This is a genomic window from Corynebacterium sp. LK14, assembly GCF_008042215.1.
GTDB classification, from domain to species: Bacteria; Actinomycetota; Actinomycetes; order Mycobacteriales; family Mycobacteriaceae; genus Corynebacterium; species Corynebacterium striatum.
In genome coordinates, this window is the sequence record NZ_NOVQ01000003.1 from 1 (window position 1) to 24257 (window position 24257).

Annotated in this window: 18 protein-coding genes, 1 pseudogene and 1 CRISPR repeat array; of the genes and pseudogenes, 6 read left to right on the forward strand and 13 right to left on the reverse strand. The window is 57.8% G+C overall.

The annotated features are described in order from the left end of the window. The 10 genes and pseudogenes from CHU71_RS01030 to CHU71_RS12730 form a co-directional block, all read right to left on the reverse strand. Nucleotides 1-509 (reverse strand): annotated as a pseudogene (locus CHU71_RS01030) (IS30 family transposase); the annotation flags it as partial. A gap of 61 nt (nucleotides 510-570) precedes the next feature. After that, nucleotides 571-2977: a CRISPR direct-repeat array (repeat unit 29 nt; unit sequence GGAAATACCTCCGCGTGCGCGGAGAAGAG). An 18-nt stretch (nucleotides 2978-2995) separates the two neighbouring features. Then, nucleotides 2996-3310, reverse strand: a complete 315-nt coding sequence (gene cas2e / locus CHU71_RS01035; protein WP_049147286.1) for a type I-E CRISPR-associated endoribonuclease Cas2e — start codon at nucleotides 3308-3310, stop codon at nucleotides 2996-2998. Next, nucleotides 3311-4243, reverse strand: coding sequence for a type I-E CRISPR-associated endonuclease Cas1e (cas1e, locus tag CHU71_RS01040; RefSeq protein ID WP_049147287.1), 933 nt, complete (start codon nucleotides 4241-4243; stop codon nucleotides 3311-3313). Further along, nucleotides 4243-6870, reverse strand: a complete 2628-nt coding sequence (cas3, locus tag CHU71_RS01045) for a CRISPR-associated helicase Cas3' (RefSeq protein ID WP_147759917.1) — start codon at nucleotides 6868-6870, stop codon at nucleotides 4243-4245. Before cas3 ends, cas1e begins: the two co-directional genes overlap by 1 nt. Before the next feature lie 7 nt (nucleotides 6871-6877). Continuing rightward, nucleotides 6878-7561, reverse strand: coding sequence for a type I-E CRISPR-associated protein Cas6/Cse3/CasE (gene cas6e / locus CHU71_RS01050; RefSeq protein ID WP_080972398.1), 684 nt, complete (start codon nucleotides 7559-7561; stop codon nucleotides 6878-6880). Nucleotides 7562-7705: 144 nt separating this feature from the next. Continuing rightward, nucleotides 7706-8446 carry a type I-E CRISPR-associated protein Cas5/CasD gene (gene cas5e / locus CHU71_RS01055; protein ID WP_322090686.1) on the reverse strand — a complete coding sequence of 247 codons (741 nt, stop codon included), beginning with the start codon at nucleotides 8444-8446 and terminating at the stop codon, nucleotides 7706-7708. Beyond that, nucleotides 8403-9467, reverse strand: a complete 1065-nt coding sequence (gene cas7e, locus CHU71_RS01060) for a type I-E CRISPR-associated protein Cas7/Cse4/CasC (RefSeq protein ID WP_049147292.1) — start codon at nucleotides 9465-9467, stop codon at nucleotides 8403-8405. Before cas7e ends, cas5e begins: the two co-directional genes overlap by 44 nt. A gap of 27 nt (nucleotides 9468-9494) precedes the next feature. Beyond that, nucleotides 9495-10106 (reverse strand): type I-E CRISPR-associated protein Cse2/CasB, encoded by a 612-nt coding sequence (locus CHU71_RS01065; protein ID WP_049147294.1) that lies wholly within the window; start codon nucleotides 10104-10106, stop codon nucleotides 9495-9497. A 15-nt stretch (nucleotides 10107-10121) separates the two neighbouring features. Beyond that, complete coding sequence (locus CHU71_RS01070; RefSeq protein ID WP_101504942.1) at nucleotides 10122-11711, reverse strand: type I-E CRISPR-associated protein Cse1/CasA; 1590 nt, start codon at nucleotides 11709-11711, stop codon at nucleotides 10122-10124. Between the two features lie 427 nt (nucleotides 11712-12138). Next, nucleotides 12139-12939, reverse strand: coding sequence for a hypothetical protein (locus CHU71_RS12730; RefSeq protein WP_174775850.1), 801 nt, complete (start codon nucleotides 12937-12939; stop codon nucleotides 12139-12141). On the opposite strand from CHU71_RS12730, the gene CHU71_RS01080 reads away from it, so the two are divergent. The 5 genes from CHU71_RS01080 to CHU71_RS01100 all read left to right on the forward strand — a co-directional run bounded on the left by CHU71_RS01080 (nucleotide 12938) and on the right by CHU71_RS01100 (nucleotide 19082). Next, nucleotides 12938-13318: a zinc ribbon domain-containing protein YjdM gene (locus CHU71_RS01080; protein WP_147759918.1), complete on the forward strand. Its 381-nt coding sequence runs from the start codon at nucleotides 12938-12940 to the stop codon at nucleotides 13316-13318. The two genes, CHU71_RS12730 and CHU71_RS01080, sit on opposite strands and share 2 nt — an antisense overlap. Before the next feature lie 57 nt (nucleotides 13319-13375). Continuing rightward, on the forward strand, nucleotides 13376-13603 hold the full coding sequence (locus CHU71_RS01085) for a TraY domain-containing protein (protein WP_034657307.1): 228 nt from the start codon (nucleotides 13376-13378) through the stop codon (nucleotides 13601-13603). Then, the gene (locus CHU71_RS01090; RefSeq protein WP_005530848.1) at nucleotides 13600-14004 is read left to right on the forward strand and encodes a type II toxin-antitoxin system VapC family toxin; all 405 of its coding nucleotides are present in this window, start codon (nucleotides 13600-13602) and stop codon (nucleotides 14002-14004) included. The genes CHU71_RS01085 and CHU71_RS01090 overlap by 4 nt, the downstream gene beginning before the upstream one ends. A gap of 149 nt (nucleotides 14005-14153) precedes the next feature. After that, the gene (gene leuS, locus CHU71_RS01095) at nucleotides 14154-17009 is read left to right on the forward strand and encodes a leucine--tRNA ligase (RefSeq protein WP_147759919.1); all 2856 of its coding nucleotides are present in this window, start codon (nucleotides 14154-14156) and stop codon (nucleotides 17007-17009) included. A 225-nt stretch (nucleotides 17010-17234) separates the two neighbouring features. Further along, nucleotides 17235-19082, forward strand: a complete 1848-nt coding sequence (locus CHU71_RS01100; protein WP_147759920.1) for a DUF2339 domain-containing protein — start codon at nucleotides 17235-17237, stop codon at nucleotides 19080-19082. Here the strand turns inward: CHU71_RS01100 and CHU71_RS01105 are convergent. The 3 genes from CHU71_RS01105 to paaZ form a co-directional block, all read right to left on the reverse strand. Beyond that, nucleotides 19079-19684, reverse strand: coding sequence for a hypothetical protein (locus CHU71_RS01105; protein WP_049146683.1), 606 nt, complete (start codon nucleotides 19682-19684; stop codon nucleotides 19079-19081). The genes CHU71_RS01100 and CHU71_RS01105 overlap by 4 nt on opposite strands. 11 nt (nucleotides 19685-19695) lie before the next feature. Continuing rightward, complete coding sequence (locus tag CHU71_RS01110; protein ID WP_049146744.1) at nucleotides 19696-21372, reverse strand: FAD-binding dehydrogenase; 1677 nt, start codon at nucleotides 21370-21372, stop codon at nucleotides 19696-19698. A gap of 75 nt (nucleotides 21373-21447) precedes the next feature. Then, nucleotides 21448-23514, reverse strand: coding sequence for a phenylacetic acid degradation bifunctional protein PaaZ (gene paaZ / locus CHU71_RS01115; protein WP_086890530.1), 2067 nt, complete (start codon nucleotides 23512-23514; stop codon nucleotides 21448-21450). A 102-nt stretch (nucleotides 23515-23616) separates the two neighbouring features. Here paaZ and CHU71_RS01120 point away from each other — a divergent pair, with 102 nt between their 5' ends. Further along, a complete protein-coding gene (locus tag CHU71_RS01120; protein WP_049146687.1) occupies nucleotides 23617-24015 on the forward strand; it encodes a PaaI family thioesterase in 399 nt (132 codons plus the stop codon). Nucleotides 24016-24257 lie beyond the last annotated feature (242 nt).

A 24257-nucleotide genomic window follows, 5' to 3' on the forward strand; every position in this document is an offset into this window, starting at 1 on the left:
GCCGGACCAGCAGGGACAAATACCTGACCGTGAGTCTGCGCTGATTTGACCACCCCTTTGTCAAAATCCCACGCCTTACGGAAACTGATACCACAAGCTACAGCAGCATCACGAGTCGACAAGCTCGCTAGTCGCAGACGCAGGAAAATAACACGTTGCTCGGTGGCATTAATCCGCCGTTGCAGCTGACTGACCGGCACGCACAAACCTAGCTTGCACGCCTGGCGGCGCAAAACTGGATCAGAGACACCAACCTGACGCGCCGCGGTATGCACACGCACACCCTTTCTCACCAGTTCGATGCCCGCCGCAAGAGCCTGAGCATCATGACCACGCGGACTATATGGAATCAACTGCTCACAATGGGCAAAGAAATACGCATGCTGATAATTACACCCAACCTCTTGCACCGCTGCGCGCAGACTCAAGCCACCGGCAATTAACCGCCGCAACTGCTCCTTATCCGACTCCGATAACGACACAAAAGTGCCCTGCGGACGCTGTGCCATAACAACACCTCCGTACTAGAAGTGGTGCAACGACGGTCTGAACCCAAGCGAAGCGTTAAAAAGAAATACCTCCGCGTGCGCGGAGAAGAGGGAGGCGGTAGCACTGAGTTAGGTGAGGCTTAGGAAATACCTCCGCGTGCGCGGAGAAGAGAATGACGGCACCTACCGGGACCGAGTATTTCAGGAAATACCTCCGCGTGCGCGGAGAAGAGCAGGGTTTCTGCCAAATCGGCTAGTGGGTCCAGGAAATACCTCCGCGTGCGCGGAGAAGAGTTTGATACGAACGATGTCACTCGTGAGGCGGCGGAAATACCTCCGCGTGCGCGGAGAAGAGTCTGCTGGATATTCAAGCCACGATTGATGACTGGAAATACCTCCGCGTGCGCGGAGAAGAGGGGCCTTGGAAATCACCGGCGGCCTGAACCTTGGAAATACCTCCGCGTGCGCGGAGAAGAGCCGTCCACCTTGGATACGGCGGTGCGTACCGCGGAAATACCTCCGCGTGCGCGGAGAAGAGCTCGGCGGCGTCGCTTGCTGGGCAGTGTCGATGGAAATACCTCCGCGTGCGCGGAGAAGAGCGCCAATCATCCACCGGCCCTTGCATGTACACGGAAATACCTCCGCGTGCGCGGAGAAGAGCACTGTCGCACTCAATGAGCAGGTTAAACCCGTGAAATACCTCCGCGTGCGCGGAGAAGAGATGCGCCTCGCGGCTGCGGACTACAGTGACCTGGAAATACCTCCGCGTGCGCGGAGAAGAGACCTAATCAGCACATAAACCGCGGTGGCTTATGGAAATACCTCCGCGTGCGCGGAGAAGAGTCATCCATCTGGTCAAGGTAGGTGCGGGCGATGGAAATACCTCCGCGTGCGCGGAGAAGAGGAGTGGTCGCGATACAGCTTCACCCGGCCGATGGAAATACCTCCGCGTGCGCGGAGAAGAGCTACAAGGCGACAAAAACTACATCGGCGCCTGGGAAATACCTCCGCGTGCGCGGAGAAGAGTTGGGCGAAATCAATGAGAACCCGCAGTCGATGGAAATACCTCCGCGTGCGCGGAGAAGAGCTGGAACTGGGTCAAAATGGATGGTGAGATTCGGAAATACCTCCGCGTGCGCGGAGAAGAGAACACCGGGGAGCCGACGACGGTAAACTCGACGGAAATACCTCCGCGTGCGCGGAGAAGAGAAGTGACCAAGGGCCACCCATAGCGTCAATAAGGAAATACCTCCGCGTGCGCGGAGAAGAGGCATAGCCAATCTTCTTCCAGTACGAGTACTCGGAAATACCTCCGCGTGCGCGGAGAAGAGCGGGAACCCAGTTTCCTCTGGCGTCATACATCGGAAATACCTCCGCGTGCGCGGAGAAGAGCCTGGGCCGAACATTTCAGCATTATTTAGCCGGGAAATACCTCCGCGTGCGCGGAGAAGAGACCTACTGTTCTATGGGTGGTCGCTATGGGCCGGAAATACCTCCGCGTGCGCGGAGAAGAGTGGATGCGGAGACACTTTTGGTTGAGCTGGGTGGAAATACCTCCGCGTGCGCGGAGAAGAGCTCCCGATTGATGGGAAGGTGTACACCGTGAAGGAAATACCTCCGCGTGCGCGGAGAAGAGGCTTCCTCCTTCTCCGAGACCTTATCGGACTCGGAAATACCTCCGCGTGCGCGGAGAAGAGGCGCTTATCTTCTACCGAAACAAACTACCTAAAGAAATACCTCCGCGTGCGCGGAGAAGAGCGGCACAAATGATTTGGGATACGCAGGTACTCAGAAATACCTCCGCGTGCGCGGAGAAGAGTCGTTGCAGGTGACGTTTTGGGTTTGAAGATAGGAAATACCTCCGCGTGCGCGGAGAAGAGATCACCCTCGGGCATGTATGAACACAATGGCTGGAAATACCTCCGCGTGCGCGGAGAAGAGGGTTTGTGCTGAGGCGGGCGCATTCCATCATTGGAAATACCTCCGCGTGCGCGGAGAAGAGGGCGCCGATTTCCGGCGCAATCCACTCACCTTGGAAATACCTCCGCGTGCGCGGAGAAGAGACGGCTACGGCCATCGGCACGCCGTTAGCAATGGAAATACCTCCGCGTGCGCGGAGAAGAGTAGCTCACCACGGCGCGGCGCCCTGGCGCCCTGGAAATACCTCCGCGTGCGCGGAGAAGAGGCTTCAATCTCCTTCGAGACCGACAACAAAACGGAAATACCTCCGCGTGCGCGGAGAAGAGCTGTACGTCATCCCGGAGTGATACCCATGAGTGGAAATACCTCCGCGTGCGCGGAGAAGAGCCCATGCGTCGTGTAACTCTGCCCGCCAAGCTGGAAATACCTCCGCGTGCGCGGAGAAGAGCTAAGAAATACCAGCAGGAATGGAAAGCCATTGGAAATACCTCCGCGTGCGCGGAGAAGAGGTGGGGTGCTGTGTATCGCGCTGGTTCGCATGGAAATACCTCCGCGTGCGCGGAGAAGAGACTTCCTGAACAGCAACTTTAGTTTGTCTCGGTGCGGTTTTGCGTATGTTCTCGCGAAAACGTGCACGCAAGTAAAAGGCCGTCCATGTCAATGATTGTACGGCGTCGCGGTCCCATAGTGTTGACTGCAAAGCCCTGTTCGCGGGTCCGGTCCTCGTTGATCATGGTTAGGCTGCCGTCGGCGATGGCATTGGAAAGCCGTCGCCACAGGTTATCGCGGACGCGACGGGAAACGTTTCCTACATAAACACCGGTATCTACTTCCGAAAGGAAACGCGAAAGGTAGCCATGCATGTGGTCTGGGAGGCTGGTGGTTGTGATTACAAGAAACATTCAGCGCCGTCCATATTGTGTGTGTCCGGCGACTTCATCGCCGCGCCCAGAGACGAGTCGATCGTCATCACGTGAAGGTAAGTGGGGCGTGAGTACCTCTGTGAGAACTTCCAGCATGTCGACGAGTAAGTTCTTCCGATGGATCTCCCGGCGTAGTTGCTTCCTTAGCGCTGGTAATGGATCTTCCTCATTGGCACAGGCGAAAGCCAGTGGGATTGAGATTGTGGGCTTGTACAGATCAGCCAGATCAAAGAGCAATGAACGAGCATTGCCTCGATGAATGATGCCCAAGGCAGGATTGACACCTATTGCCGCGCACGCAAAAGCGGCGCATCCATAGAGCATGGAGTTCGCTAGGTTGAGTCCCTGATTAACTGGGTCATCGCCAGCAGTATTGCGCCGAAAATTCTTGATTCCGTGTTTCTTCGCCTGGGTTTGATAAGTCTGCTTCATCACGCGGCCTTCAAGCCCGCGCATGATGGAAATGCTCGGGGCATCAGCAATTTCTTCGATGCCTAGTTGCCGCTGGTAGAGCTTGATTGCAGCCTTTCGCTGGTGCGCTTCATTAGAGACGAGAGCTGCCTGAGCAATTGCCCAACGCGCCGAGGAAGTTAGTGGGGTTGCGTGAGTATAAGCCGGCACTCCACCACCACCAGTGAACATGATGGTCGTTCCTGAACGAGTACATGAGGTAGCAGCGGCCGCAGAAATGGAGGTTCCAGGTCCGAGCATAAGAACTGCCAGTCCGCCTACAGGGAGTTGGATGCGTTGCTCTAATTCTGAATTGTCAACAACCGAGTAGGCCACGACACCAGTACGGTCCTGGCGGATAGCTGCACGTTCCACATAAGCAAAGCTGACACGGTCTTCCAAGCGGACTTGGTGGTCTGCTGGAATGGTGGAAAACGTAATAGCGTCTTCGGAGTAAGCCATTAGGAGTTTGCCTTTCCGTAGATCAGTCCAAAGGCTGGATCGTAGTTGTCGGAGAGATCAACGATTCTGAAGTACTGCAGTAGGGAAGTCTCCCATGGGTTCGAGAGAAAACGCGGATCTTCGGGAGGAAAAGAGCCTTGACGTAGGTTGATACTTGAGCGGAGAATACGTTTCAGATCCTCCTGAGTGGGCTTCGTGAGTTCTAGATCGATACTGGTTATGGCACCCGGAATTGTGCCAGTGTCATCGAGAACGAGAGCACGTACAGTTTCGCTTTCTACGTAACGTGTACGAAGATCCTCGAGTGCGGTAGTTCCTTCTGTGAGCTTGGTTAGCTCGCTTAGGCGAACGTTTTCTTTTAGAACGGCTTCCAGGTTGCTTTGAGTATTCGACGCTGCCATGTGCTTCCTGGAATCCTGGGCAAAGGCCTCAATGTCTTGGTCATCGTTGATATTTGTGAGAGTAATTGACGTTGTGTTGACAAAGTCTTGACACTCGACCGGGAATTCAATTCTTCCGTTATGAGAATTCAGCCAGCGTTGCGTGCGGCTAAGTAGAGCCTCCATGTAGGGCAGATTCTCACGGTGCTCGTAATTCTGGTGGGCAACAATATGCAGATGCATGTGGTCACGCCCAGGAAGTCGGTGCTTGCGTTGTGGGTCTCTTCGGCGCCAGACACGACCGGCCCGTTGGATGAGGGAAGCTGACGGGCATAAGTCGGTGCTGAGTAGATCAAGGTCAATATCCAATGATGCTTCAATGGCTTGTGTACCTACAACACATATCCCTTCACCGTTTCCATGTGGACCAATCGTGTGAAGTAGCGTATCGGCAGCAGCTTGGCGATGTCCCGCAGTCATCGCAGCGTGTAGAAGCAGGACGTCTTCGCCTGCCTTATCAAGTCTGCGGGATATCTCTTGTGCCCAGTCAACTCGGTTGCATATGACCCCGATGCGAGCAGTCGGATACTCCGCACGCATGCGTCGAACCCAGTTGATATGTGCGTCTATCTGAGACGGGTTTGCGATGGTGATGTCGTAAGTGAGCGTATATGGCGTTGAATCCAACGGAGTGGCTGTATAGGAACTGGAGCTGTGGCTGAGGATTGAGGGAAAATCAATGTTTGTTTCCAGCGGGTCCCCGGTGTAGGCACATGCGAGTGAATTGCACTGTGCTTGCGACAACGTGGCGCTGAGAAGGGTAACGCGTGCTCGCACGGTACCTAGCCATTGCATCAATGGTTTGAGCAATTGTGCTTGATAAGGATCTAGCGTATGGACCTCATCAATAATTACATGCGCGTTTGCCAGCGCCAACAGAATGACATGGGTCCATTTCATCGGAAGTGCTGCTTTAAGTGCTTGGTCCACGGTGCCTACCGTGATAGAGGCCAGCATGCGTTCCATTCCTGAACGCACGAACTCAGCTGGTACGAGTCCGCCGACGTCTTCCAGTGGATTACTGTCGTGGAAGGTGGTGACGGGGCGGGAGTAGAAATCCTCAATGGTGGCCATTCCGTGTGCGAGCGCCGCAGTGTTTTGAGTCGAACTAAAGATTCTTTGTACACGCTTCATCAATGCATTCGAGGTCGCCATCGTGGGTAGTAGGAACAACATGCGTTCTTTACGTTGCGCATGGCGCAGGATAGCGGCTTCAGTCTTACCGGAACCTGTGGCTGACATGATCGTGAATAGACCATCAGGATCGGACATGGCTTCTCGCTGTGCAGGGCGTGGTTCGTAGCCTTGAAGAATTGCTTCTAGCGCGTCTTCAGCGCTGGGCCAATCGGAATAGATACCAAGTTGTTCTCGAATACGAGCTAGAGCAGGTTCAGCTTGTGCGAGTATCCACTCCTTCGGCTGTGTCAAGTTTAGTTCGGCTGTTTGGCACCGTGCTTGAGACTGTTTGACCCATTCGTGGGCTGATACCAGGCGGTCGGCAACAACAGTTAGTCCGCTGATCAGAATCATGGCCGACGTTGGAACTTCATCGGGGAACACTGTTACTCCGCAGGCTTCGCGAAGCGCGTGGTCTAAAACTTTTTGGGCAGTATTCCATCCATTGCTGGCTAGAGCCGTGTTCCACAGCGCCTCTTTTGTACCTGTGCGATCGCCGCCAAAGTTTGGAGTATCAAACCTTCCATGATGACCCATAGCTGGGATACAGCGCCAGGCTTGAGTTGCTGAAGCATCCACCGTGAGGTTGCCAAGGAGGTAGGAAGCTGAAGCCTGCTCATGGCGTCTAAATGCGGCGACATCGTGAAGTCCTCGCAAAGCACGTGGTGGGAGCTTAAAACCCAACTCTTCGTTTTCCACAATCCGGCTTCTTACAGAAGCCCAGATTTTGCGTTCTTCAGGACGCTGCCTCGCATGAGTAAGTAGTTGGCCTTGAAAGAAGGGGTTCGCTTTGCCGATGTCGTGCGTGCCAACCAGCCACATTACGATCTCACGTGCCTGTGTCCCCAGCTCTTCGCGAAGGTAGCCCTGCAAGCCTGGCCTCAACCAGTGATCGAAGAGCTGTCCTGCCATGGAAGCGGCATCACACATATGGGCGAGCAAAGGGTAGCTTTCTTCGAGGCTATGTTGTTTGGCCCACACGGAAGAAAACGTTGAATGGGTGGCAGGCATGGGGTTCCTAACTTAGAGCGCGGATAGAAAGTAGACCACAGCCGTAAGCCTTTTCTCGGCCGATTCCAGTAGTCAAAATGGATACGAGTGCTGTGGTGTCGTGTACTACGGCGATGCCATCCACAGCATCTATTTGTAGCGTCATACGCCCCTTTTCAGCCTTAGGATCTTTGAGTACAGCGCGCCGGTGGTTGGTAACCTCCACAGCATCTAAGGCGGGAGATAACTTCTGTGCCAGCCAGGGACCAAATGTGGTTCGCTCCGTATCCTCATGATCCAACGGGATGGGCTTAACTTTGTACGAACGCTTACCGGAAGCATTAGTGAATGTCTCACGACGAATAGCGTTGAGACTAATGCGAAAACTCACTGAAGTTCCAGTAGGCGGAGCCTGAAGCTCAACTTGCTTAGTCACAATGTCTGGATAGTTCGAGACAGTGGGCTCTGTAGCAGACTGGATAAGAAAATACGGAGCCTGTCCTGCTGGGGTCTCTAAACGGAAAAGAATTTCTGCAGCGGAACGTGGATTGGCGTCGTCGAATGCAGGAAAAAGACCCATGACCGCGCGATGACGAAATGTTGGGCTATTTAGACTTGCGGGACTCACACGGCGAGCACTTTCCGCAGCCACACTTAAGAGAGTGTGTGCAGGTGCTTTGGTTAGATACCGAGTGGTGATCATATTCTTCATCTTTCGTCGGGAATACGTTAGATTTGTTCAGAGTGGCTCTCCGCTGATGCGGAGGTAGTTCATATTTCATTGAATTGGAACCACCTTCTCCGCGATACGTGGAGGCAAGCGAAGCGGTAGGACAACAAGGCCTTCCGCTTTTGGCTACCGTTGAATGGTGGCGTGGCGGTGCAGGCTGAGTTCTTTGATACCTTTGAGCCAGTCCGTTCGGGTCGCAACAGCGGGAACACTCATGCCCTCTGGGGACACTCCGGAACCGAGCGATGGTTCAAAGATTCGCACAGTCGCTTTACTCGACGCGTTAGGAGCAAGGGCGGGGATAAGCGACAGCATCTCTGCTGGCCCAGTTCCCAGATAGAACGGGAACGTTGCTGGAAAAGCCTTTCGACCTAGATAAACAGAGAAGACAGGGCTGGCAAAAGCCTGATCTATCTCCTCCGTGTGGCCTTCCAGAGTGGCGCGTACAATGAATTCAGATTCGGCTAGGTACGTGCGCCGGCTGATAGAAGTCGCACCCACGGCAGGGGTGAACTTAAGCTGCTTCACAGAGGTAGCCTTCATTTGCTGCATGATCGCAAGGCGCCGTCGGAAAGTAAATTCATCTTCCCTGTCACCGATGGTTTGAAAATCATCAACATATTTTGGAGTCTTATCCTCCCTCAAGGTGAAATGCACGTCATCGATCCACGTTGGCCACTGCCCTCTTTTCGCACCTAGACCCGCAGCCAGTAGCCCACGTAGTGCGCTGAGCGTAGGGCGAGGCTCAGTACGGACAAAGTTCCCCGATACAGCCAGACCCGCCCACGACTGGAGGGGTCCCGCAAGACGGATATAGGTGGAACTAGGCATCGAGAATCCACTCCACAACCTGGGTAATGAAGTCATCGAGGGAGACAGGCGAGAGGTGTCCTAGTTTGCCGTCAAGATCCTTGTGCGTTCCTGACAGTACTTCAACAGGACCAAAGTTGGCAGGGTCAAAGAAACGAGCTTGTTGGTACTGTTCCGCCAAGGCTTCAATTGAAGGAACGAGAAAACCACCATCGCCCTGTGGAGTAACTGGCTGTTCAAAGTCATATGCGACGCGGGAACGCTGTTCTTCCGCGAAGACAACAGCTGGGAGCGTGTAAGGCGCGGTACTGTTCTCTTTACCTCGTGGCTGGCCGTAGACGATAGCACGAAGTAGTTCGCTGAGGTTTTGCGCAGCGTCTTCAGAGTCAAACCCGGTCCAGCTTTCTTTTAGCTGCACTTTGTCAATCGTTACGGTCCGATAGAAGATTCCGCTGGTGTATTGGCTAACGCCTAGGAACGTCGCTCCGGAGTCATTGTTACGCTCACGGATGTCATCGACCGTGGAGAAATAATCAGTGTCGATGGTAGCGGCGTGGGTAGTAATTGCCGGAGAAACACTGATTGCGGCTTCGGTGTTGCTGGTTGGGGCGTTGGCGAACATACGGCCAAATGCGGCGATTGCCAGGGACCCCGTCTTAGTGCCGTTAATGAAGCCTGAGTCCTCAGACTCTTGGTTACCAGCAATCTTTGTTGCTGCTGTGAGGAGTTCCTCACCAGATAACCATGTCGAACGGTCAGATTCGCCCTCAGAAGCCGTTGCTTTGGTCAACGTGCCAATAATTTTCTTGGCTTCCTTTAGCGCAGCTTTCTGATCCAGCTCTGGGTTTAGCTCTACAGCTTTTGTGACAATCTCATCTGCCAACTTGCCAGATCGGATGGAAATGTTGCCGGAAGCATCTTCGTAGCGCAGGCGGACGCCGCGCTTGATGGACTGAGAGGAGTGCAGGGCACGGAGGACTCCACCATGCATCGTGCGCTTTGGAACGCCGGTGTCATCGCGGTTGAGGTTGGAGAATGGAATGCTGGACAGGATATTGATAGTGAGGTGACGCGACATGAGAAAAATCCTTTCGAAGGTTGTGGTTTAGGAAGAAGCGGAGGTGGAAAAACCGGAGTAGTAGTTCTGGAGCACGCTGCGGCGAACGCGTTGTGAGCTTTCTGTGAAGCCATTGCCCCATCGGAAGAAAATCCGGAAGAGGTCATACACAGGTAGCGGAGGTGTGTCCTTCGTGTTCCCTGCTAGTGCGGCGATACGACGAATAGTGGTGATAGCTTCATCCACGTTTTGCGTATGTAATGAGACGAGCCTGCTGGCTACAGCATCCGGATGGCGAGGATCTAGCGTTTCTTGTCCTGGAGCCAATTTGCGAGAGATGAGGTTGCACCACTGTCCGAGTGATCGGAAACCCGTTTCTTGGGAATCAATGTGCGGTACCGCATCGAATTCCGCAACCAGAGCTGCCAGGCGAAGCGCTACTGTGCGGGTGGTGGGGCTGGCATCGGCAGGCAAAAGAGGAAGAATGAATGGATAGGCGTAGTGCTCCGTGGACTGCGAATTGCCGCGGCGAAGGAAAGCACGGGTGCGACGCCATTCACTGCCGGAATGGGAAGTGGGTTTGTCGTGGTAATTACGCACAGATTGAGTCAGCCAGGTTACAAGTGGCTGCCATTCTGGCGTAGATTGTGTGTGATTCATCCTTTTCCTTAGAAATTAGGTGGTGGGGCTGTCGGGGTCTTCGACAACAAAATCCTTGATGTGCCGTCTCACCCAGTACTCGACCCCGGCTCGAACGTGGGCAATCCGTGCGGGCTCTTGACCAAAATATGGTTGTGTGACTGAATCAAAAGCGGCCATGGAAGCGGTGTGTAGCCCGGTACGCAGCTCCGGGGAAGCGATGAACTCGCTCTTGGCTGAACGGCACTCTTTGAGCAACAAAGAGAAATTGTGGGACATATTGCGCCAAAAGGCTTCGCTCACATCTCCGCGGCTGGACTCCAAAAAATCCAAAACTAGCGGTACTTTGCCGCCTGCACGCTCGTTAGCGTTTTCTCGGCGGAATGGGCGGATTACGGTGCTATGAAGCTTGTCGATGCAGTTTGCACCAAGCCTGATATCAGCTTGCACACCAGGATTGGTGTCGTGGGCCCACTCCTCATCACGAGGGAAGAATACTTCGGAAGCTCGAATATTGGGGCTAGAAGCGGTGCCCTCCATGCGGTGCCGGATGAACACTAGGCGTGCTTCAGCTGTTGGAGGCAGTACGTGGGATGAGCTGGCCTTTTCAAACTCCGCGGTTTTATTTTGTGCAGCCCAGTTGATGGCCAAAGCAGTAGCATCTTTACCCAGATCTAGACGCTGAAGTTTTAGCTCTTTGCCATTATTGATGTACAGGTAGAACGGGTCTTTTTGATTGCGCAGCGTCCACCAATCTTTTTGCTGATCTTTGCTGCCCATCTCGGTAAGGAACCATTCAGGCGGTACACCGCCGGTGCGGACACCAACAAGCTCTGATGCTTCCCAGGCGGTAGCAGGGGAATTAGAAGTCCACGTGGCCGACCATAGCGGGTGAACTATCCCGTCGTGGCGCGAGTACGCGCAGGTGCGGTCAGCCCATGCGGGAAGGCCTGTGCCCTTGACCCATGATTGTGGAATTGCCATGAGCAAGGTTTCTAGTAATGATTGCCCATGCCACAGCACTTCTGTTGCCGAATTCTCAGTACCAACAAAACGCATCGCTGGCGAACCAGAAACGCATTTGTCACCGCAGTACGCATTGTTGCCTGCTACGGATAGGTGATGATAAGTCACGAGCCACATCACTGCATCTTCTAGCGATAACCGTTCCTGGCTAGCGGTGAGAAGGTTGGCAAAGTCTTCAGACTCATTGGGTGGCATAGCCGGTGACAGCTTCTTGACTGGATGAGTCCCGGGGCCAACATAAGTTGCTTTGTCCTTGGGGTTGGACGTGTTAACTGCCGGTCGTTGCATGAATGGGAATTGCGAGTCGTGCAAGTAAGCACCAGCGCTGAGCTCTTCGAGAGCCTTATCAACGGCCGCTTCAGATAGGCCGAGATTGAGTAATTCGGCAGGGGTTTTGACTTCATGCCGTAGTACTACTGCAGCAATGCCTGCCAAAAGTCGAACCTGAGAGCTGAAATGAAAACCGGGTTGCGAAGAAGTTATATCGAAGTCGTGTTTGTGGGCCCTAAGGAGTGCATCACGTACGTTTAGCCGGCCATGTGATGTCGGTAGAAATTCGACATCTGTCAGGCAATTGATGTTTGGACTCTCTGATGTCATCGAGACCTTCTTTCTTCAGTGCGAGCCTAAAATTCACTTTAGTGCGCAGATCATTTGGGTATAGGAAAATTTCACAAAATTTTTTCCAATTCAATTAAATAGTTAACGTTTCTATCGAATTGGTGGAAGCGTCTAGCGCGGTGCGCTAGGCGGAGTGCCTTTAGTGAATGTGCTGGAATAGGATCCATACTGGTGACGATAGTCTTTGGCCTGGACACGCCTAGTTGATATTCGGAAGATTGTTCAAACGTTGAGGTGAGTGCCGACACTAGAATTGGCTGTCCGTCCTGTCTTCTGACTGCGTCCTTTCAGCGGTGAAAACGGCGAAAGCCCTCGTCATCCCCTAGAAAGTGACGGTGTTTCCGTCTGTGGGGAGACGAGGGCTGGTGCTTGCCCGCGGCCGAGTGGCGGGGTGTCGGCTAGCACATTAGGCGAACTGTTTGATGAGGTCTTGCAGAGCCTTGAAGTCGAACTTGACCAGACCGAGGGCCTGAGCCGCAGCGGTGATGATGCCGAAGATGAGGGCCATCACGCCGGCGCCAGCCAGACCGGCGCCTGCAGAAGAGGAGCCGTTGGAGGAACCATCGTTAGATGGCTTGTTGTCGGTGTCGTCTTCAGCGGTGTTGAACCACCACTCGTCCAGGGCCAGCTTGGCCACGGTGGTGTTGTCGATGTACTCGCCGCGGACTGGGTCGGTGCCAGAAACCTTAGCCTGGATATCTTCGGAGCCAGCGCCCTTGAAGAAGAACGGTACTACCTGGTTGGTGTGGTTGGTGGAGTACCACTCGTGGGTCGGAGCGGTGCCCTTGGTGCCGGTCTGTGGCTTCCAAGCGTCAGTCTCATCCGCGCCGGAGAGGTAGCCGGTCTCGTGGTCAGCGGTCACGATGAGCAGGGTTTCCTCCCAGGAGGAGTTTTGGTCAACCCAGGCGATGGCGGCGTCGACAGCCGCGTTGAAGTCCTCGAATGCCTGGACAGACTCGCCCTCGAGCTCCTTGGCGGTGTCGGCACCGAACGCGCCTTCAACTAGGTACTTGGACTGGCCGGTCTCGTAGAGACTGTTGGAGGCGATGTGGCCGTAGCTCATGCCGTCACCGATCATGTAGATGATGTTCTTCGGGCCAGAAGTAGCAGCGTGTGTCGGGACGACAAGGTCGGTGGTCAGGGCGGTAGTGGCTACTGCGGCCACGCTAACGCGCAGAGCGCGAGCACAGATTAGAATCCCTCTCATGACTGAAAATGCAGCTGCCACGTTGCCGCCATGCCCTGAATGTTCCTCCGAATACACCTACGAGATGCCGCCGCTCATCGTCTGCCCGGAGTGCGCGCACGAGTTCGAAGCCACCGCCGCTGGTGCGGACACCGACTCCGCTGAGCCCCAGGTAATCGTTGATTCTGTGGGCAACACGCTTGCCGACGGCGACACAGTCACCGTCACCAAGACCCTCAAGGTCAAGAGCGCGCAGCAGCCGCTGAAGTCCGGCACTAAGGTCCGCGGCATCCGTCTGAACTTTGATGCTGGAACGGGTCAGGAAGACCACAACATCGACTGCAGGATTGATGGCTTCGGTGCCATGACGTTGAAGCCGGCGGTGGTCAAGAAGGTCTAGAGGGGTTTGCCCGAAAGTGATATCGTTACTGATATCAACGGGAAGGTGGGCAGTGCGATGGCCTCATTGGTAGTAAGAAACCTTGACGACGCGATAAAAGAAGCGCTCGTGGCTCGTGCGCAGGAGAATGGCCGCTCAATGGAAGCGGAGGTGCGCGCAATTCTTATTGACGTTGTGCAACCGAAGAACATTGGGATTGCTCTTTATGAAGCAAGCAGAGATGCCGCGGTTGAATTGGAAACTCCACCACGTGATGACGAAGCGCGGGCGGTGCTTTTTAAATGATCGTACTGGACACAAATGTCGTATCCGAGGTGCTTAAACCGCGTCCGGATGACAAAGTGTTGAGTTGGATGAAAAGCATCGAGGTCCGCACATCTGTCACTGCCATGACTGTTTCGGAGCTTTATGCTGGCGTGGCTATCTTGCCAGAGGGAAAGAAGAAGGCCACGTTGCGCAAGGTCTTAGATCGCGTCCTGAGTATGTACCCAATTCTTTCCTTTGATTTTCTGGCTGCGCAGGAATACGCCGAAGTCGTTTCTAGGCGGAGACAGTCCGGGCAGCCAATTTCTACTGTTGATGCGCAGATAGCAGCGGTATGCCGAGCCAATAATGCTGTATGCGCCACCCGTAATGTCAAGGATTTTGAGAATACTGGAGTTCGACTCATTAACCCATGGGATTAGTCAAGGTGGCGCAGGCGATGTCAAAGCCAGATGATGAGGAAGCCCGCACCGCTATGTATTTCGCCCGCACCGCGGAGCGGCCGAATAAATTGAAGTTTTATCCGCCCTGACGTGCTCCGGAGCTTGTTAGAGCGCTAGACTGTGGAGCCATGACTAACCCGAGCGATAACACCACCCACCGCTACACGCCGGAGCTCGCGGCCCAGATCGAGTCGACCTGGCAGCAGTACTGGAAAGACAATGGCACGTTTAACGCGCCGAACCCCGTCGGCGACCTAGCCACGGAGGGCGAGGGCGCCCTTCCGAAGGAAAAGCTCAACATCCAGGACATGTTCCCGTACCCATCTGGTGCGGGCCTGCACGTGGGCCACCCGCTGGGCTATATTGCTACCGATACCTATGCCCGCTACAACCGCATGCTGGGCAAGAACGTCCTGCACACCCTGGGTTATGACGCCTTTGGCTTGCCGGCCGAGCAGTACGCCATCCAGACCGGAACCCACCCGCGCACCACCACGATGGCCAACATCGAGAACATGCGCCGCCAGCTGGGCCTGCTGGGCTTGGGTCACGATCCGCGCCGCTCCGTGGCGTCGACGGACCCAGAGTTTTATAAGTGGACTCAGTGGATCTTCCTGCAGATTTACAACTCCTGGTTCGACGAGGAGCAGCAGAAGGCGCGCCCAATCGCTGAGCTGGTAAAGGAGCTCGAGGTAGGAAAGCGCAAGACCAAGGATGGCCGTTACTACTCCGATCTGACTGCAGCCGAACAGGCCGCAGCCCTGGACGAGTTCCGTTTGGTTTACCTGTCTAACTCCACCGTCAACTGGTGCCCTGGCCTGGGTACCGTGCTGGCAAACGAGGAGGTCACGGCAGAGGGTAAGTCCGAACGCGGCAACTTCCCGGTCTTCCGCAAGAACCTGTCCCAGTGGATGATGCGCATTACCGCTTACTCTGATCGCCTGCTGGACGATCTGGAGCTTCTGGATTGGCCGGAGAAGGTCAAGTCCATGCAGCGCAATTGGATTGGTCGCTCCCGCGGCGCCGAGGTGGACTTCACCGCTGAGGGCCACAAGATCACCGTCTTCACCACTCGCCCTGACACCCTGTTCGGCGCTGAGTACGTGGTGCTGGCTCCAGAGCACGAGCTTGTCGACGCTCTGCTCTCCCCCGTCCCGTATGACGACGACGTCGACAGCCGCTGGACCTTTGGTCACGATGATCCGAAGGAGGCCGTGGAGGCCTACCGTGAGTCCATCGCCGCAAAGTCTGACCTGGAGCGCCAGGAGAACAAGGAAAAGACCGGCGTCTTCTTGGGCACCTATGCGGTTAACCCGGTCAACGGCAAGCAGGTTCCGATCTTTATTGCTGACTATGTTCTGACCGGCTACGGCACCGGCGCCATCATGGCGGTTCCGGCGCACGATACGCGTGACTACGAGTTCGCCACCGAATTTGGCCTGCCAATTACGGAGGTTGTCTCTGGTGGTGACATCAGCAAGGAAGCGTTTACTGAGTCCGGCAAGGCCGTTAACTCCGCTAACGAATCCATTGACCTGAACGGCAAGTCCAAGGAAGACGCAATCGCGGCCATCATCCCGTGGCTGGAGGAGCAGGGCATCGGCCGCGAAAAGATCCAGTACAAGCTACGCGACTGGCTGTTTGCACGCCAGCGTTACTGGGGCGAGCCCTTCCCCATCGTCTATGACGCTGAAGGCCAGGCTCACCCGCTGCCAGAGTCCATGTTGCCGGTCGAGCTGCCGGAGGTAGAAGACTACAAGCCGGTCTCCTTCGACCCAGACGATTCCGATTCCTCCCCGCAGCCGCCGCTGGCCAAGGCCCGCGAATGGGTGGAGGTGGAACTCGACCTCGGCCAGGGCACCCAGACGTATTATCGTGACACCAACGTCATGCCGCAGTGGGCAGGTTCTTCCTGGTACCAGCTGCGCTACATCGATCCGCAGAATTCGGAAGAATTCTGCAGCTTGGAGAACGAGCGTTACTGGACCGGCCCTCGTCCTGAGGAGCACGGCGCTAACGATCCGGGCGGCGTGGACCTCTACGTCGGCGGCGTCGAGCACGCGGTGTTGCACCTGCTCTACGCCCGTTTCTGGCACAAGGTCCTCTTCGACCTCGGTCACGTTTCCTCCAAGGAGCCGTACCGCCGCCTGTTCAACCAGGGCTACATCCAGGCTTATGCCTACACCGATTCCCGTGGCGTTTACGTCCCGGCTGCCGAGGTGGAGGAAAAGGACGGCAAGTTCTACTACAACGGTGAAGAGGTTAACCAGGAGTACGGCAAGATGGGCAAGTCCCTGAAGAATGCCGTGGCTCCGGATGACATCTGCCGCGACTACGGTGCCGATACCCTGCGCGTTTATGAGATGTCCATGGGTCCGCTGGATACCTCCCGTCCGTGGGCAACCAAGGACGTCGTCGGTTCCCAGCGCTTCCTGCAGCGTCTGTGGCGCCTGGCCGTCGACGAGCAGACCGGCGAGCTTGCTACTAGCGATGCCGAGCTCACCGAGGATGATCTCAAGGCCCTGCACCGCGCCATCGCCGGTGTGCGTGATGATTACGAGAACCTGCGTCTGAACACCGTGGTGGCTAAGCTCATCGAGTACGTCAACTACCTGACGCGCACCTACGGCAACTCCGCCGAAGGCGCTCCGCGTGCTGCGGTCGAGCCGATTGCGCAGTTGGTCTCCCCGATTGCTCCGCACATCGCGGAGGAGCTGTGGAAGCGCTTCGGCCACACCGAGACCATCACCTACTCCTCCTTCCCCACCTTCGAGGAGAGGTACCTGGTAGATGACGAGATTGAGATTCCAGTCCAGGTCAATGGCAAGGTCAAGGCGCGCGTCAACGTGCCTGCCGACGCCGACGAAGAGGCCGTGGTTTCCGCCGCACTTGCCGACGCCCGCATCGTCGAGCTGACCGAGGGCAAGAACGTAGTCAAGAAGATCTACGTCCCTGGCCGCATGGTCAACCTGGTGGTTAAGTAAGCGCTAAATCATCACAAACCGAGGGCCTGCGCCACGTCTAGGAGCAGGCCCTCTCCCCTATCTGTGCTGCTTGCCGAGGCCACGAGCTGCACGCTCGCGCCATTGGCTGATGGTCCACTGCTGTGCAGCAAGCGCTGGTGGGTCCTGCGGAGTAGATGGTTTCGAAGCCATAACGAAATACTACGTGCGGTGGTGGACACGTGCGTTTCACGGTAAGCCTAATACATGAATGAAAATAGGGAGCTTTTCCTCGACGCAATGCGTCGGCTTGAGATTGCAGAGCGCGCGCTTGGCGATGCCCGCGCCCGCCTCCTCGAATATGGTCGGCAAATGGAAGGGGCTGCGCAGCCGAGCCAGCCTCCGGCCCCTGAGTTAGCGCCGCAGCACGAAGCGCCTGCACCGCAGGCTCAGCCTGGCGCTCCGGCTTATCCGCACCCAGCGCCGCAGGACCCAGCGTCGCAGTCCCCGGCGTCGCAGCACCCGGCTCAGCCGCAGCACCCAGCTCAGCCGCCGAAGCCGCGCGACCGCGAGAAGACGCTCATTGGTGCGGTGGCCGTGGGTGGCGCGCTTATCACGCTGGCGGGCGTGGCCTTCCTTGTGGGACTTGCCATTCAGGCGGGCCTCCTGGGGCCGGTGGGCCGCGTCGTTCTGGCTTACATCGTGGCGGGTGCGCTGCTCGGGGCCGGATGGTGGTTCCGTGACAAGGCGGCACCGGCCGGTGTGACCGCCTTGGTGGCCACTTCCCTATTTGCGGCGCTGGCCACGACGTTCCTGGTGGTCACGTGGCTGGGCTGGTGGCCGGCATGGCTGGGAGCGGTGCTCATGGCGCTCATCTATGGCGGATTCGTGGGTTACGCCCACCGTTTCCGTCAGGGCTCATTCACGCAAGAGTGGATGGCCACAGGCGCAGGCATCGCCGCACTCTCCTACCCCAGCGTAGTGGCACCCGCCCACGTCGGCGGTGCCATGCTCGTTGTCGTGCTCCCTTTGGTTACCGCCACCTACAGCGTCTTGTGCCGCAGTGAGCGCATGGCCGAGGTGCTGCGCGCTATCGCCGGCATCGGGCTTGCCGTGGTCATGGTGGAAGTCGCCGCCCGCAGCACCCCTTTCAGTCTGCCCTCGTTGTGGATTGCCATCGCGTGCAGCTTGCTCGCCATCGCGGCTGTAGCCATAGTGGTCTACTTCCCCACCGTCAAGGCGGAATTTGGCTTTGCGTTCTTGGGGCTGCTCGCCCCGGGCTTCCTGCTGGTCACTGCCCTCCTTCGCGCGGACACCATCCTCGCAGAGTGGATGGCCGTTGCTGCCTTGGCTGTCATCGTGGGGATTGCCTGGCTTGGCAACTCCGTCATTAGGGATTGCGCACTTGGTGCTACCCCCGTGGTCTTTGCCCTGGTCATGCTGGACACCATGGCGGGCTGGACCGGCACAGCCCCCACAGGGACCATGGCTGTAGTCCTGACGTTTGTCCTAAGCGGGCTCTTCTTCGCAGCATTCGTGTTGCTCTTCCAAGCGATGCGCAATGCTTTCGTCCTGGCCGCCTGGTTCCTGGGTTCGCTCATAGTGCTCTCCCCGCTTCTCGGCGGTGTGCTCTTTGATCCGCCTGCCCTCGCTGGCATGGAGCCACTTGCCGAGGGCATCGTCCTCACCGTGGCCCTCCTCGCGGGCTACCTGTTGCGCCAGCGTATCCCCCACTACGAGCGCCGCGGAGTCGCAGCCGCACTGCTGCTCTTTGTACTCCTGCTCAGTCTTCTTGCCACGGTAGGCACAATCGCCTCGGCAGCCGCCATCGTGGCGGGAGACGCGGGCCTCAAGACTGCCTACCTGGCTTCGCACGCCCTGGTTTCAGTGGCGTGGATGGTCCTTGCTGCCCGCCTGCTTCTTGCCGCGGAGCAGCGCTTTACCGCCGTCGGCGTGCTGCTTGCCATTGTGGCGGTGGCCAAGCTGACCTTCTTCGATCTCGCGGCCACAAGCGGAATCTTCCGCGCGCTCGCCTTCCTGCTCAGCGGCATTATCTTGCTGACCATCGCGGTGCGTCGCCGCGGCGTCGACAAGCCGCGCCGCGAACAGGTCTAGGCCTCGTCCCAGAAAGGAGTAGCGCAGACGGCCACGGCGTCGATTGCCGCGTGCGCGGGCGGATTCTCCTCGAAGACCACCGCAAACCCGGCCACGTGGCCCACCCAGAATTCATTTTCGGTGAGCTCATGCACGTGCTTCGCGACGTCCTTTACCTCACCCGTCACCCGCACCCGCGGCGTGAGCATGCTGGGCTTGTAATTGCTGTAGAAGCGTTCCGTGTCGGGGGCCTCGAAGTCCGCGGTAACGTGGTGACCTGCGGATTCAACGTGCGTGGCCAGGAGCGCGGGGTACAGCGTGCCCTGCAAAGCCTCGCCACCGGCAGGGTTGCCGGCAGGGAGGGAAAAGGGGGCGTCGACAAGCGCGGCGAAGCGCTTACCTGCAGTTTCTACCACCCCGATGAAAGGCGTGGCCCTGTAGATGGTGCCCTGCTGGGCCGAGCCGCGGAAGGTGACCACGTAGGTCTGCTCATCCTCGTAAGCCATGCCCGTGATGCAGATGCCTGAAGGATCGCGGTGATAGAGGACCTCGTCAAACGCGGGGTCCTCATGGGAGCGCGCGACCTCGTGGAGCTCGTCGACGGTTTCCAAAAAGATGTCCATGATGGGCCATCTTAGCTGCGCGCGAGAGCCTCGCCTACGCGCTTGCCAGAATGGATGCAGCCGCCCAGGAACGTGCCCTCGAGCGCGTTCTTGCCATGCATGCCACCGCCGCCGAAGCCGGACGCCTCGCCGCAGGCATACAGGCCGGTCAGGACGGATCCGTCGGGATTGAGGCAGGCGCCGTCGAGGTTGGTTTCGATGCCGCCCAGCGTCTTGCGGGTGAGCACCTTGAGGCGCACCGCGATGAGTGGGCCCTTGTCGAGCAAGCGATGCGGGGCCGCGCAGCGAATCAACTTGTCGCCCAAGAAACCGCGAGCGATGCGGATGTAGTTGACCTGAGCGTCCTTGGAGAACGGGTTGTCGAGCTGCGCGTCGCGATCCTCAATGATCTTGCGTAGTTGGTCCACATAAATCTTGGGTGAACCCTCTGGACTGATGGAATTCATGCCTTTGACCAGGTCTTCTAGGTTATCTTCAACAACCCAGTCGATGCCGTTGTCCATGAAAGCTTTGACGGCCACATGGGTGCCTGAGCCGAGCTTGCCGGCCAGCTTCTTGAACTCCTTGTCTGTGAGATCGGGGTTCTGCTCGGAGCCGGAGAAGATGAACTCTTTGTCCACGATTTCCTGGTTGAGCACGAACCAGGAGTAGCCATGCCCGGTGTTGGTGATGTGCGACAGTGCGGCGAGGTTATCCGAACCTGGGAAGAGGTTGGTGGGCAGGCGATTGCCTTCCGCGTCGAGCCACAGGCTGGATGGGCCTGGGATGATGCGGATGCCGTGCTCTGGCCAGATGGAATCCCAGTTGCTCATGCCCTCGGGGTAGGCCCACATGCGGTCCTGGTTGACGAGGTTGGCGCCGGCCTTGCTGGCGATGTCGATTCCGCGGCCGTCGACATGCGCGGGAACGCCCCTGACCAGCTCCTCTGGGCATTTACCCCAGCGCTCAGTGGGCCACATGGTGCGCACTTTCTCAAGGTTTCCGCCGATGCCGCCGGTGGCAATCACCACGGCCTGGCCACGGAGCTCAAATTGCTTGACGACTTCCCTTCCGCTCGCCTCACCACGCACCTGGTCGGTGGGCGCCAGGACCGAACCCTTCACGCCGACGACGCGCCGTGCGCTCCCGTGCCCCTCGGTGATGAGCTCGTCGACGCGGTGGCGGAAGTGGAATTCCACTTTGCCTTCCTTCTCGGCCTTCTCAAGAGGTTCGCGGAAGACACGGACTACCTCAGGGCCGGTGCCCCAGGTGAGATGGAAGCGGGGGACTGAATTGCCGTGCCCGGAGGCGTCGCCCGAACCGCGTTCTGCCCAGCCAATGGTGGGCAGCACGTTAAGTCCCAGTTTCTTGAGGTAAGAGCGCTTTTCATTTGCGGCGAAGCGAACGTACTCACGGCCCCACTTACGCGGCCAGTAGTCGTGTGAGTCTTCGGTGGTGACTTCGTCGTAGTCGGCGGAGTTGGCCCAGTCGCGCCAGGCCAGCTCCTCGGAGTCTTTCACGCGCATGAGCTTTTGCTCAGGGGAGCCGACGTAAAACAGGCCGCCAAGTGACCAAAAGGCTTGTCCGCCCAGGTTATTGCGGTTTTCCTGCTCGAGGAAGATGACGTGCTTGCCGCCTTTGAAGGCCTCGTAACCTGCGACCATTCCTGCCAGCCCAGTGCCGACGATAATGACTGAGTTCTCTTTCATGCACAAAAGCATACGGCAGAAATGTGACCTGTGACGCAGTTTCCTTAATCGCGGCGGCAATAACGCCTATTCGTATTACTGCTGCGCGTAGATGGTGTCGACCTTCTCCACCAGGGTCAGGACGTCGTAGGACGCAACCAGCTCGTCGTGCTGGTTGTAGAGGGCGGCATCCCAGCAGACCTCGCCATAATCGTCGGTCACGCGCGGGGTGATGCGCTTGGCGGTGAGCTCGATGCGGATGGAATCGTCGTAGGTAACCGGGGTGATAAAGCGCAGGTTCTCCAAGCCGTAGTTCGCCAGAACGGGACCTGGCGCCGGCTCTACGAAGAGGCCTGCGGCCCAGGAGACCAGGAGGTAACCGTGTGCGACGCGGCGTGGGAAGAAGGGGTTCGCGGTGGCGGCCTCTTCGTCGGTGTGGGCGTAGAAGGTATCACCGGTTGACTGTGCAAACGCGGTGATGTCCTCGAGGGAGACCTTGCGCAGGTCCGACGCGAATTGGTCGCCGATCTTGAGGGTGGCTAGGTCCTTGCGGAACGGGTGGACACCCGCGCTGGAGACGACGTCGGCGCGGGTCACGCGCTGCACGCGCGCACCGCGGTGCCACTGGCCGGTGATGGCGGTGAGGTGATCAGGCGTGCCCTGGATGGCGGTGCGCTGCATGTAGTGCAGGATGCCGCGCACACCACCCAGTTCTTCGCCGCCGCCGGCGCGGCCCGGGCCACCGTGGACGAGGTGCGGGAGGGGAGAGCCGTGGCCGGTAGACGTCTTCGCATCATCGCGGTCGAGGAAGTGCAGGCGGCCGTGGTGGGCAGCAATGCCGAGTGCGTACTCGCGTGCCAGCTGCGGGTCATGCGTAATAACGGAGGCAACCAGCGAACCAGAGCCCAGGGCGGCGAGCTCAACGGCCTCGGCGGGGGAGTCGTAGCCCAGGAAGGAGACGACGGGGCCGAAGGCTTCGGTGTCGTGGACCGCTGGGGTGCGGTTATTGGCAAAGCGCAGGATAGTGGGGTTGAAGAACGCGCCCTCGGCCTCCTCGCCGCCGTAGACTACCTCGCCGCCGCCGGCCTTGAGCTTCTCGACGGCCTTCGCGACGTCCTGCTTCTGATCTGCGGAGACCAGCGGGCCCATGGTGGCGGAGGCGTCGCGCGGATCGCCCACGACGACCTTGTCGCGCAGGCGTGCGCTGAGGGCTTCAATGGTGGCGTCGACAAGCGCATGCGGGACGATGGCGCGGCGGATGGCAGTACACTTCTGACCCGCCTTCGAGGTCATCTCGCCGAAGACTGCCTTGACGAAGGCCTCGAACTCCGGGGAGTCCGCGGTGACATCGGTACCCAGAATGGCAGCGTTGAGGGAGTCAGCCTCCGCGCTGAACTGGATACCGCCCTCGATGACGTTGCGGTGTGCGCGCAGAGTATTCGCAGTATCGGCAGAGCCAGTAAAGGCCACGTGGTCGCGGTAGTCCAGGTGATCCAACAGGTCACGGGCGGAGCCGGAGATGAGCTGCAGGCTGCCTTCCGGCAGGATCCCGGAATCAATCATGAGGCGCACGCAGGCTGCGGAGATGTAGCCGGTCGGCGTGGCGGGCTTAACAATCGAGGGCACGCCCGCGATGAAGGCTGGGGCGAACTTCTCCAGCATGCCCCAGACGGGGAAGTTGAAGGCGTTGATCTGCACCGCAACGCCAGGGATGGAGGTGTAGATGTGGCGGCCAATGAAGGAGCCGTCCTTGGAGAAGACCTCTGCCTCGCCGTCCGGCATGACGGTGGAGTTAGGCATCTCGCGGCGGCCCTTCGAGGAGAAGGTGAACATGGTGGAAATACCGCCGTCGATATCGACGAAATTATCGCGCTTGTTGGCGCCGGCCTGGTTGGCCAGTTCGTAGAGTTCCTCGCGGTGATCTTGGAGGTAGATCGCGAGTTCTTTGAGCTTGAGGGCGCGCTCGTGGAAGGTGAGCTTTTGTAGTCCCTCGCGCCCGATGCTACGGGCGTAGTCGATGGCGCCGGCGATGTCGAGGCCTTCGGCGCTTACTAGGGCGACAACGTCCCCAGTTGAGGCATCGTGCACGTCAGCAACGCGCGAGGGATTGTCCGGGGTGAGCCACTGGCCGGAGAGGTAGCTGGGGACGAGGGCTTCAGTCATAGCGAAAAGATTGGCCTTTCCATTAGTTTCCGAACGGTTGGTCAGTAAATACAGGCTAGTATAGTCTGCGTCACATTTCTAGGGTTAAGTAAGGAGTGCAGCATGGCCGCAGAGGTTTGGAAGATTCAGTTGGGTGAGCTGGACAAGAAGATGGGTGTCGAAATCCTGGAAGAGTCGGCTAAACGGGTGGTAGCAACCATGCCGGTGGAGGGCAATACCCAATCCTTCGGGCTGCTCCACGGCGGTGCCATGGCCTGCATCGCCGAGGCCGTCGGCAGCTGGGCGGCGGTGATTCATGCTTCGACGCTGGGCAAGGTCGCCGTGGGCGTGGACATCAATGCGACACACCACGCTTCCGGGCGCTCGGGTCTGGTTACGGCGACGGCCACCGCCATCAAACTGGGCAAGACGCTGTGCTCCCACGAGATCGTCATTACAGATGAGGAGGGGAGGAGGCTGTGCACGGCACGCATCACGAACGCGCTCGTTGACCCTAAGTAGGCGGGGGTAAAGGCGGGTGTAAATAAAGCGTAAAAATCGGGGTAGAGAGGCGTAAAGAAGCCGCAAATAACCGGTAGGTCCCAGGGGGAACGGGCCTAACGTCAGTGCTCGGCAGGTGCACTATGCACCGGCGCTTGGTGCTTTGGGGCACCGGGCACACCTAGTATCGCTTTCACCCAAGGGGGTCTCTCCCACATGTTGGACATTCTGGTCATTGTGATCGTGGTCCTTGCGTTCAGCGG

What these genes read in the sequence shown, in the direction of transcription:
- cas2e (WP_049147286.1), bottom strand. Translation starts at nt 3,310, where the DNA reads ATGTTTCTTGTAATCACAACCACCAGCCTCCCAGACCACATGCATGGC.
- cas1e (WP_049147287.1), bottom strand. Translation starts at nt 4,243, where the DNA reads ATGGCTTACTCCGAAGACGCTATTACGTTTTCCACCATTCCAGCAGAC.
- cas3 (WP_147759917.1), bottom strand. Translation starts at nt 6,870, where the DNA reads ATGCCTGCCACCCATTCAACGTTTTCTTCCGTGTGGGCCAAACAACAT.
- cas6e (WP_080972398.1), bottom strand. Translation starts at nt 7,561, where the DNA reads ATGAAGAATATGATCACCACTCGGTATCTAACCAAAGCACCTGCACAC.
- cas5e (WP_322090686.1), bottom strand. Translation starts at nt 8,446, where the DNA reads ATGACTTCATTACCCAGGTTGTGGAGTGGATTCTCGATGCCTAGTTCC.
- cas7e (WP_049147292.1), bottom strand. Translation starts at nt 9,467, where the DNA reads ATGTCGCGTCACCTCACTATCAATATCCTGTCCAGCATTCCATTCTCC.
- CHU71_RS01065 (WP_049147294.1), bottom strand. Translation starts at nt 10,106, where the DNA reads ATGAATCACACACAATCTACGCCAGAATGGCAGCCACTTGTAACCTGG.
- CHU71_RS01070 (WP_101504942.1), bottom strand. Translation starts at nt 11,711, where the DNA reads ATGACATCAGAGAGTCCAAACATCAATTGCCTGACAGATGTCGAATTT.
- CHU71_RS01080 (WP_147759918.1), top strand. Translation starts at nt 12,938, where the DNA reads ATGACTGAAAATGCAGCTGCCACGTTGCCGCCATGCCCTGAATGTTCC.
- CHU71_RS12730 (WP_174775850.1), bottom strand. Translation starts at nt 12,939, where the DNA reads ATGAGAGGGATTCTAATCTGTGCTCGCGCTCTGCGCGTTAGCGTGGCC.
- CHU71_RS01085 (WP_034657307.1), top strand. Translation starts at nt 13,376, where the DNA reads ATGGCCTCATTGGTAGTAAGAAACCTTGACGACGCGATAAAAGAAGCG.
- CHU71_RS01090 (WP_005530848.1), top strand. Translation starts at nt 13,600, where the DNA reads ATGATCGTACTGGACACAAATGTCGTATCCGAGGTGCTTAAACCGCGT.
- leuS (WP_147759919.1), top strand. Translation starts at nt 14,154, where the DNA reads ATGACTAACCCGAGCGATAACACCACCCACCGCTACACGCCGGAGCTC.
- CHU71_RS01100 (WP_147759920.1), top strand. Translation starts at nt 17,235, where the DNA reads ATGAATGAAAATAGGGAGCTTTTCCTCGACGCAATGCGTCGGCTTGAG.
- CHU71_RS01105 (WP_049146683.1), bottom strand. Translation starts at nt 19,684, where the DNA reads ATGGACATCTTTTTGGAAACCGTCGACGAGCTCCACGAGGTCGCGCGC.
- CHU71_RS01110 (WP_049146744.1), bottom strand. Translation starts at nt 21,372, where the DNA reads ATGAAAGAGAACTCAGTCATTATCGTCGGCACTGGGCTGGCAGGAATG.
- paaZ (WP_086890530.1), bottom strand. Translation starts at nt 23,514, where the DNA reads ATGACTGAAGCCCTCGTCCCCAGCTACCTCTCCGGCCAGTGGCTCACC.
- CHU71_RS01120 (WP_049146687.1), top strand. Translation starts at nt 23,617, where the DNA reads ATGGCCGCAGAGGTTTGGAAGATTCAGTTGGGTGAGCTGGACAAGAAG.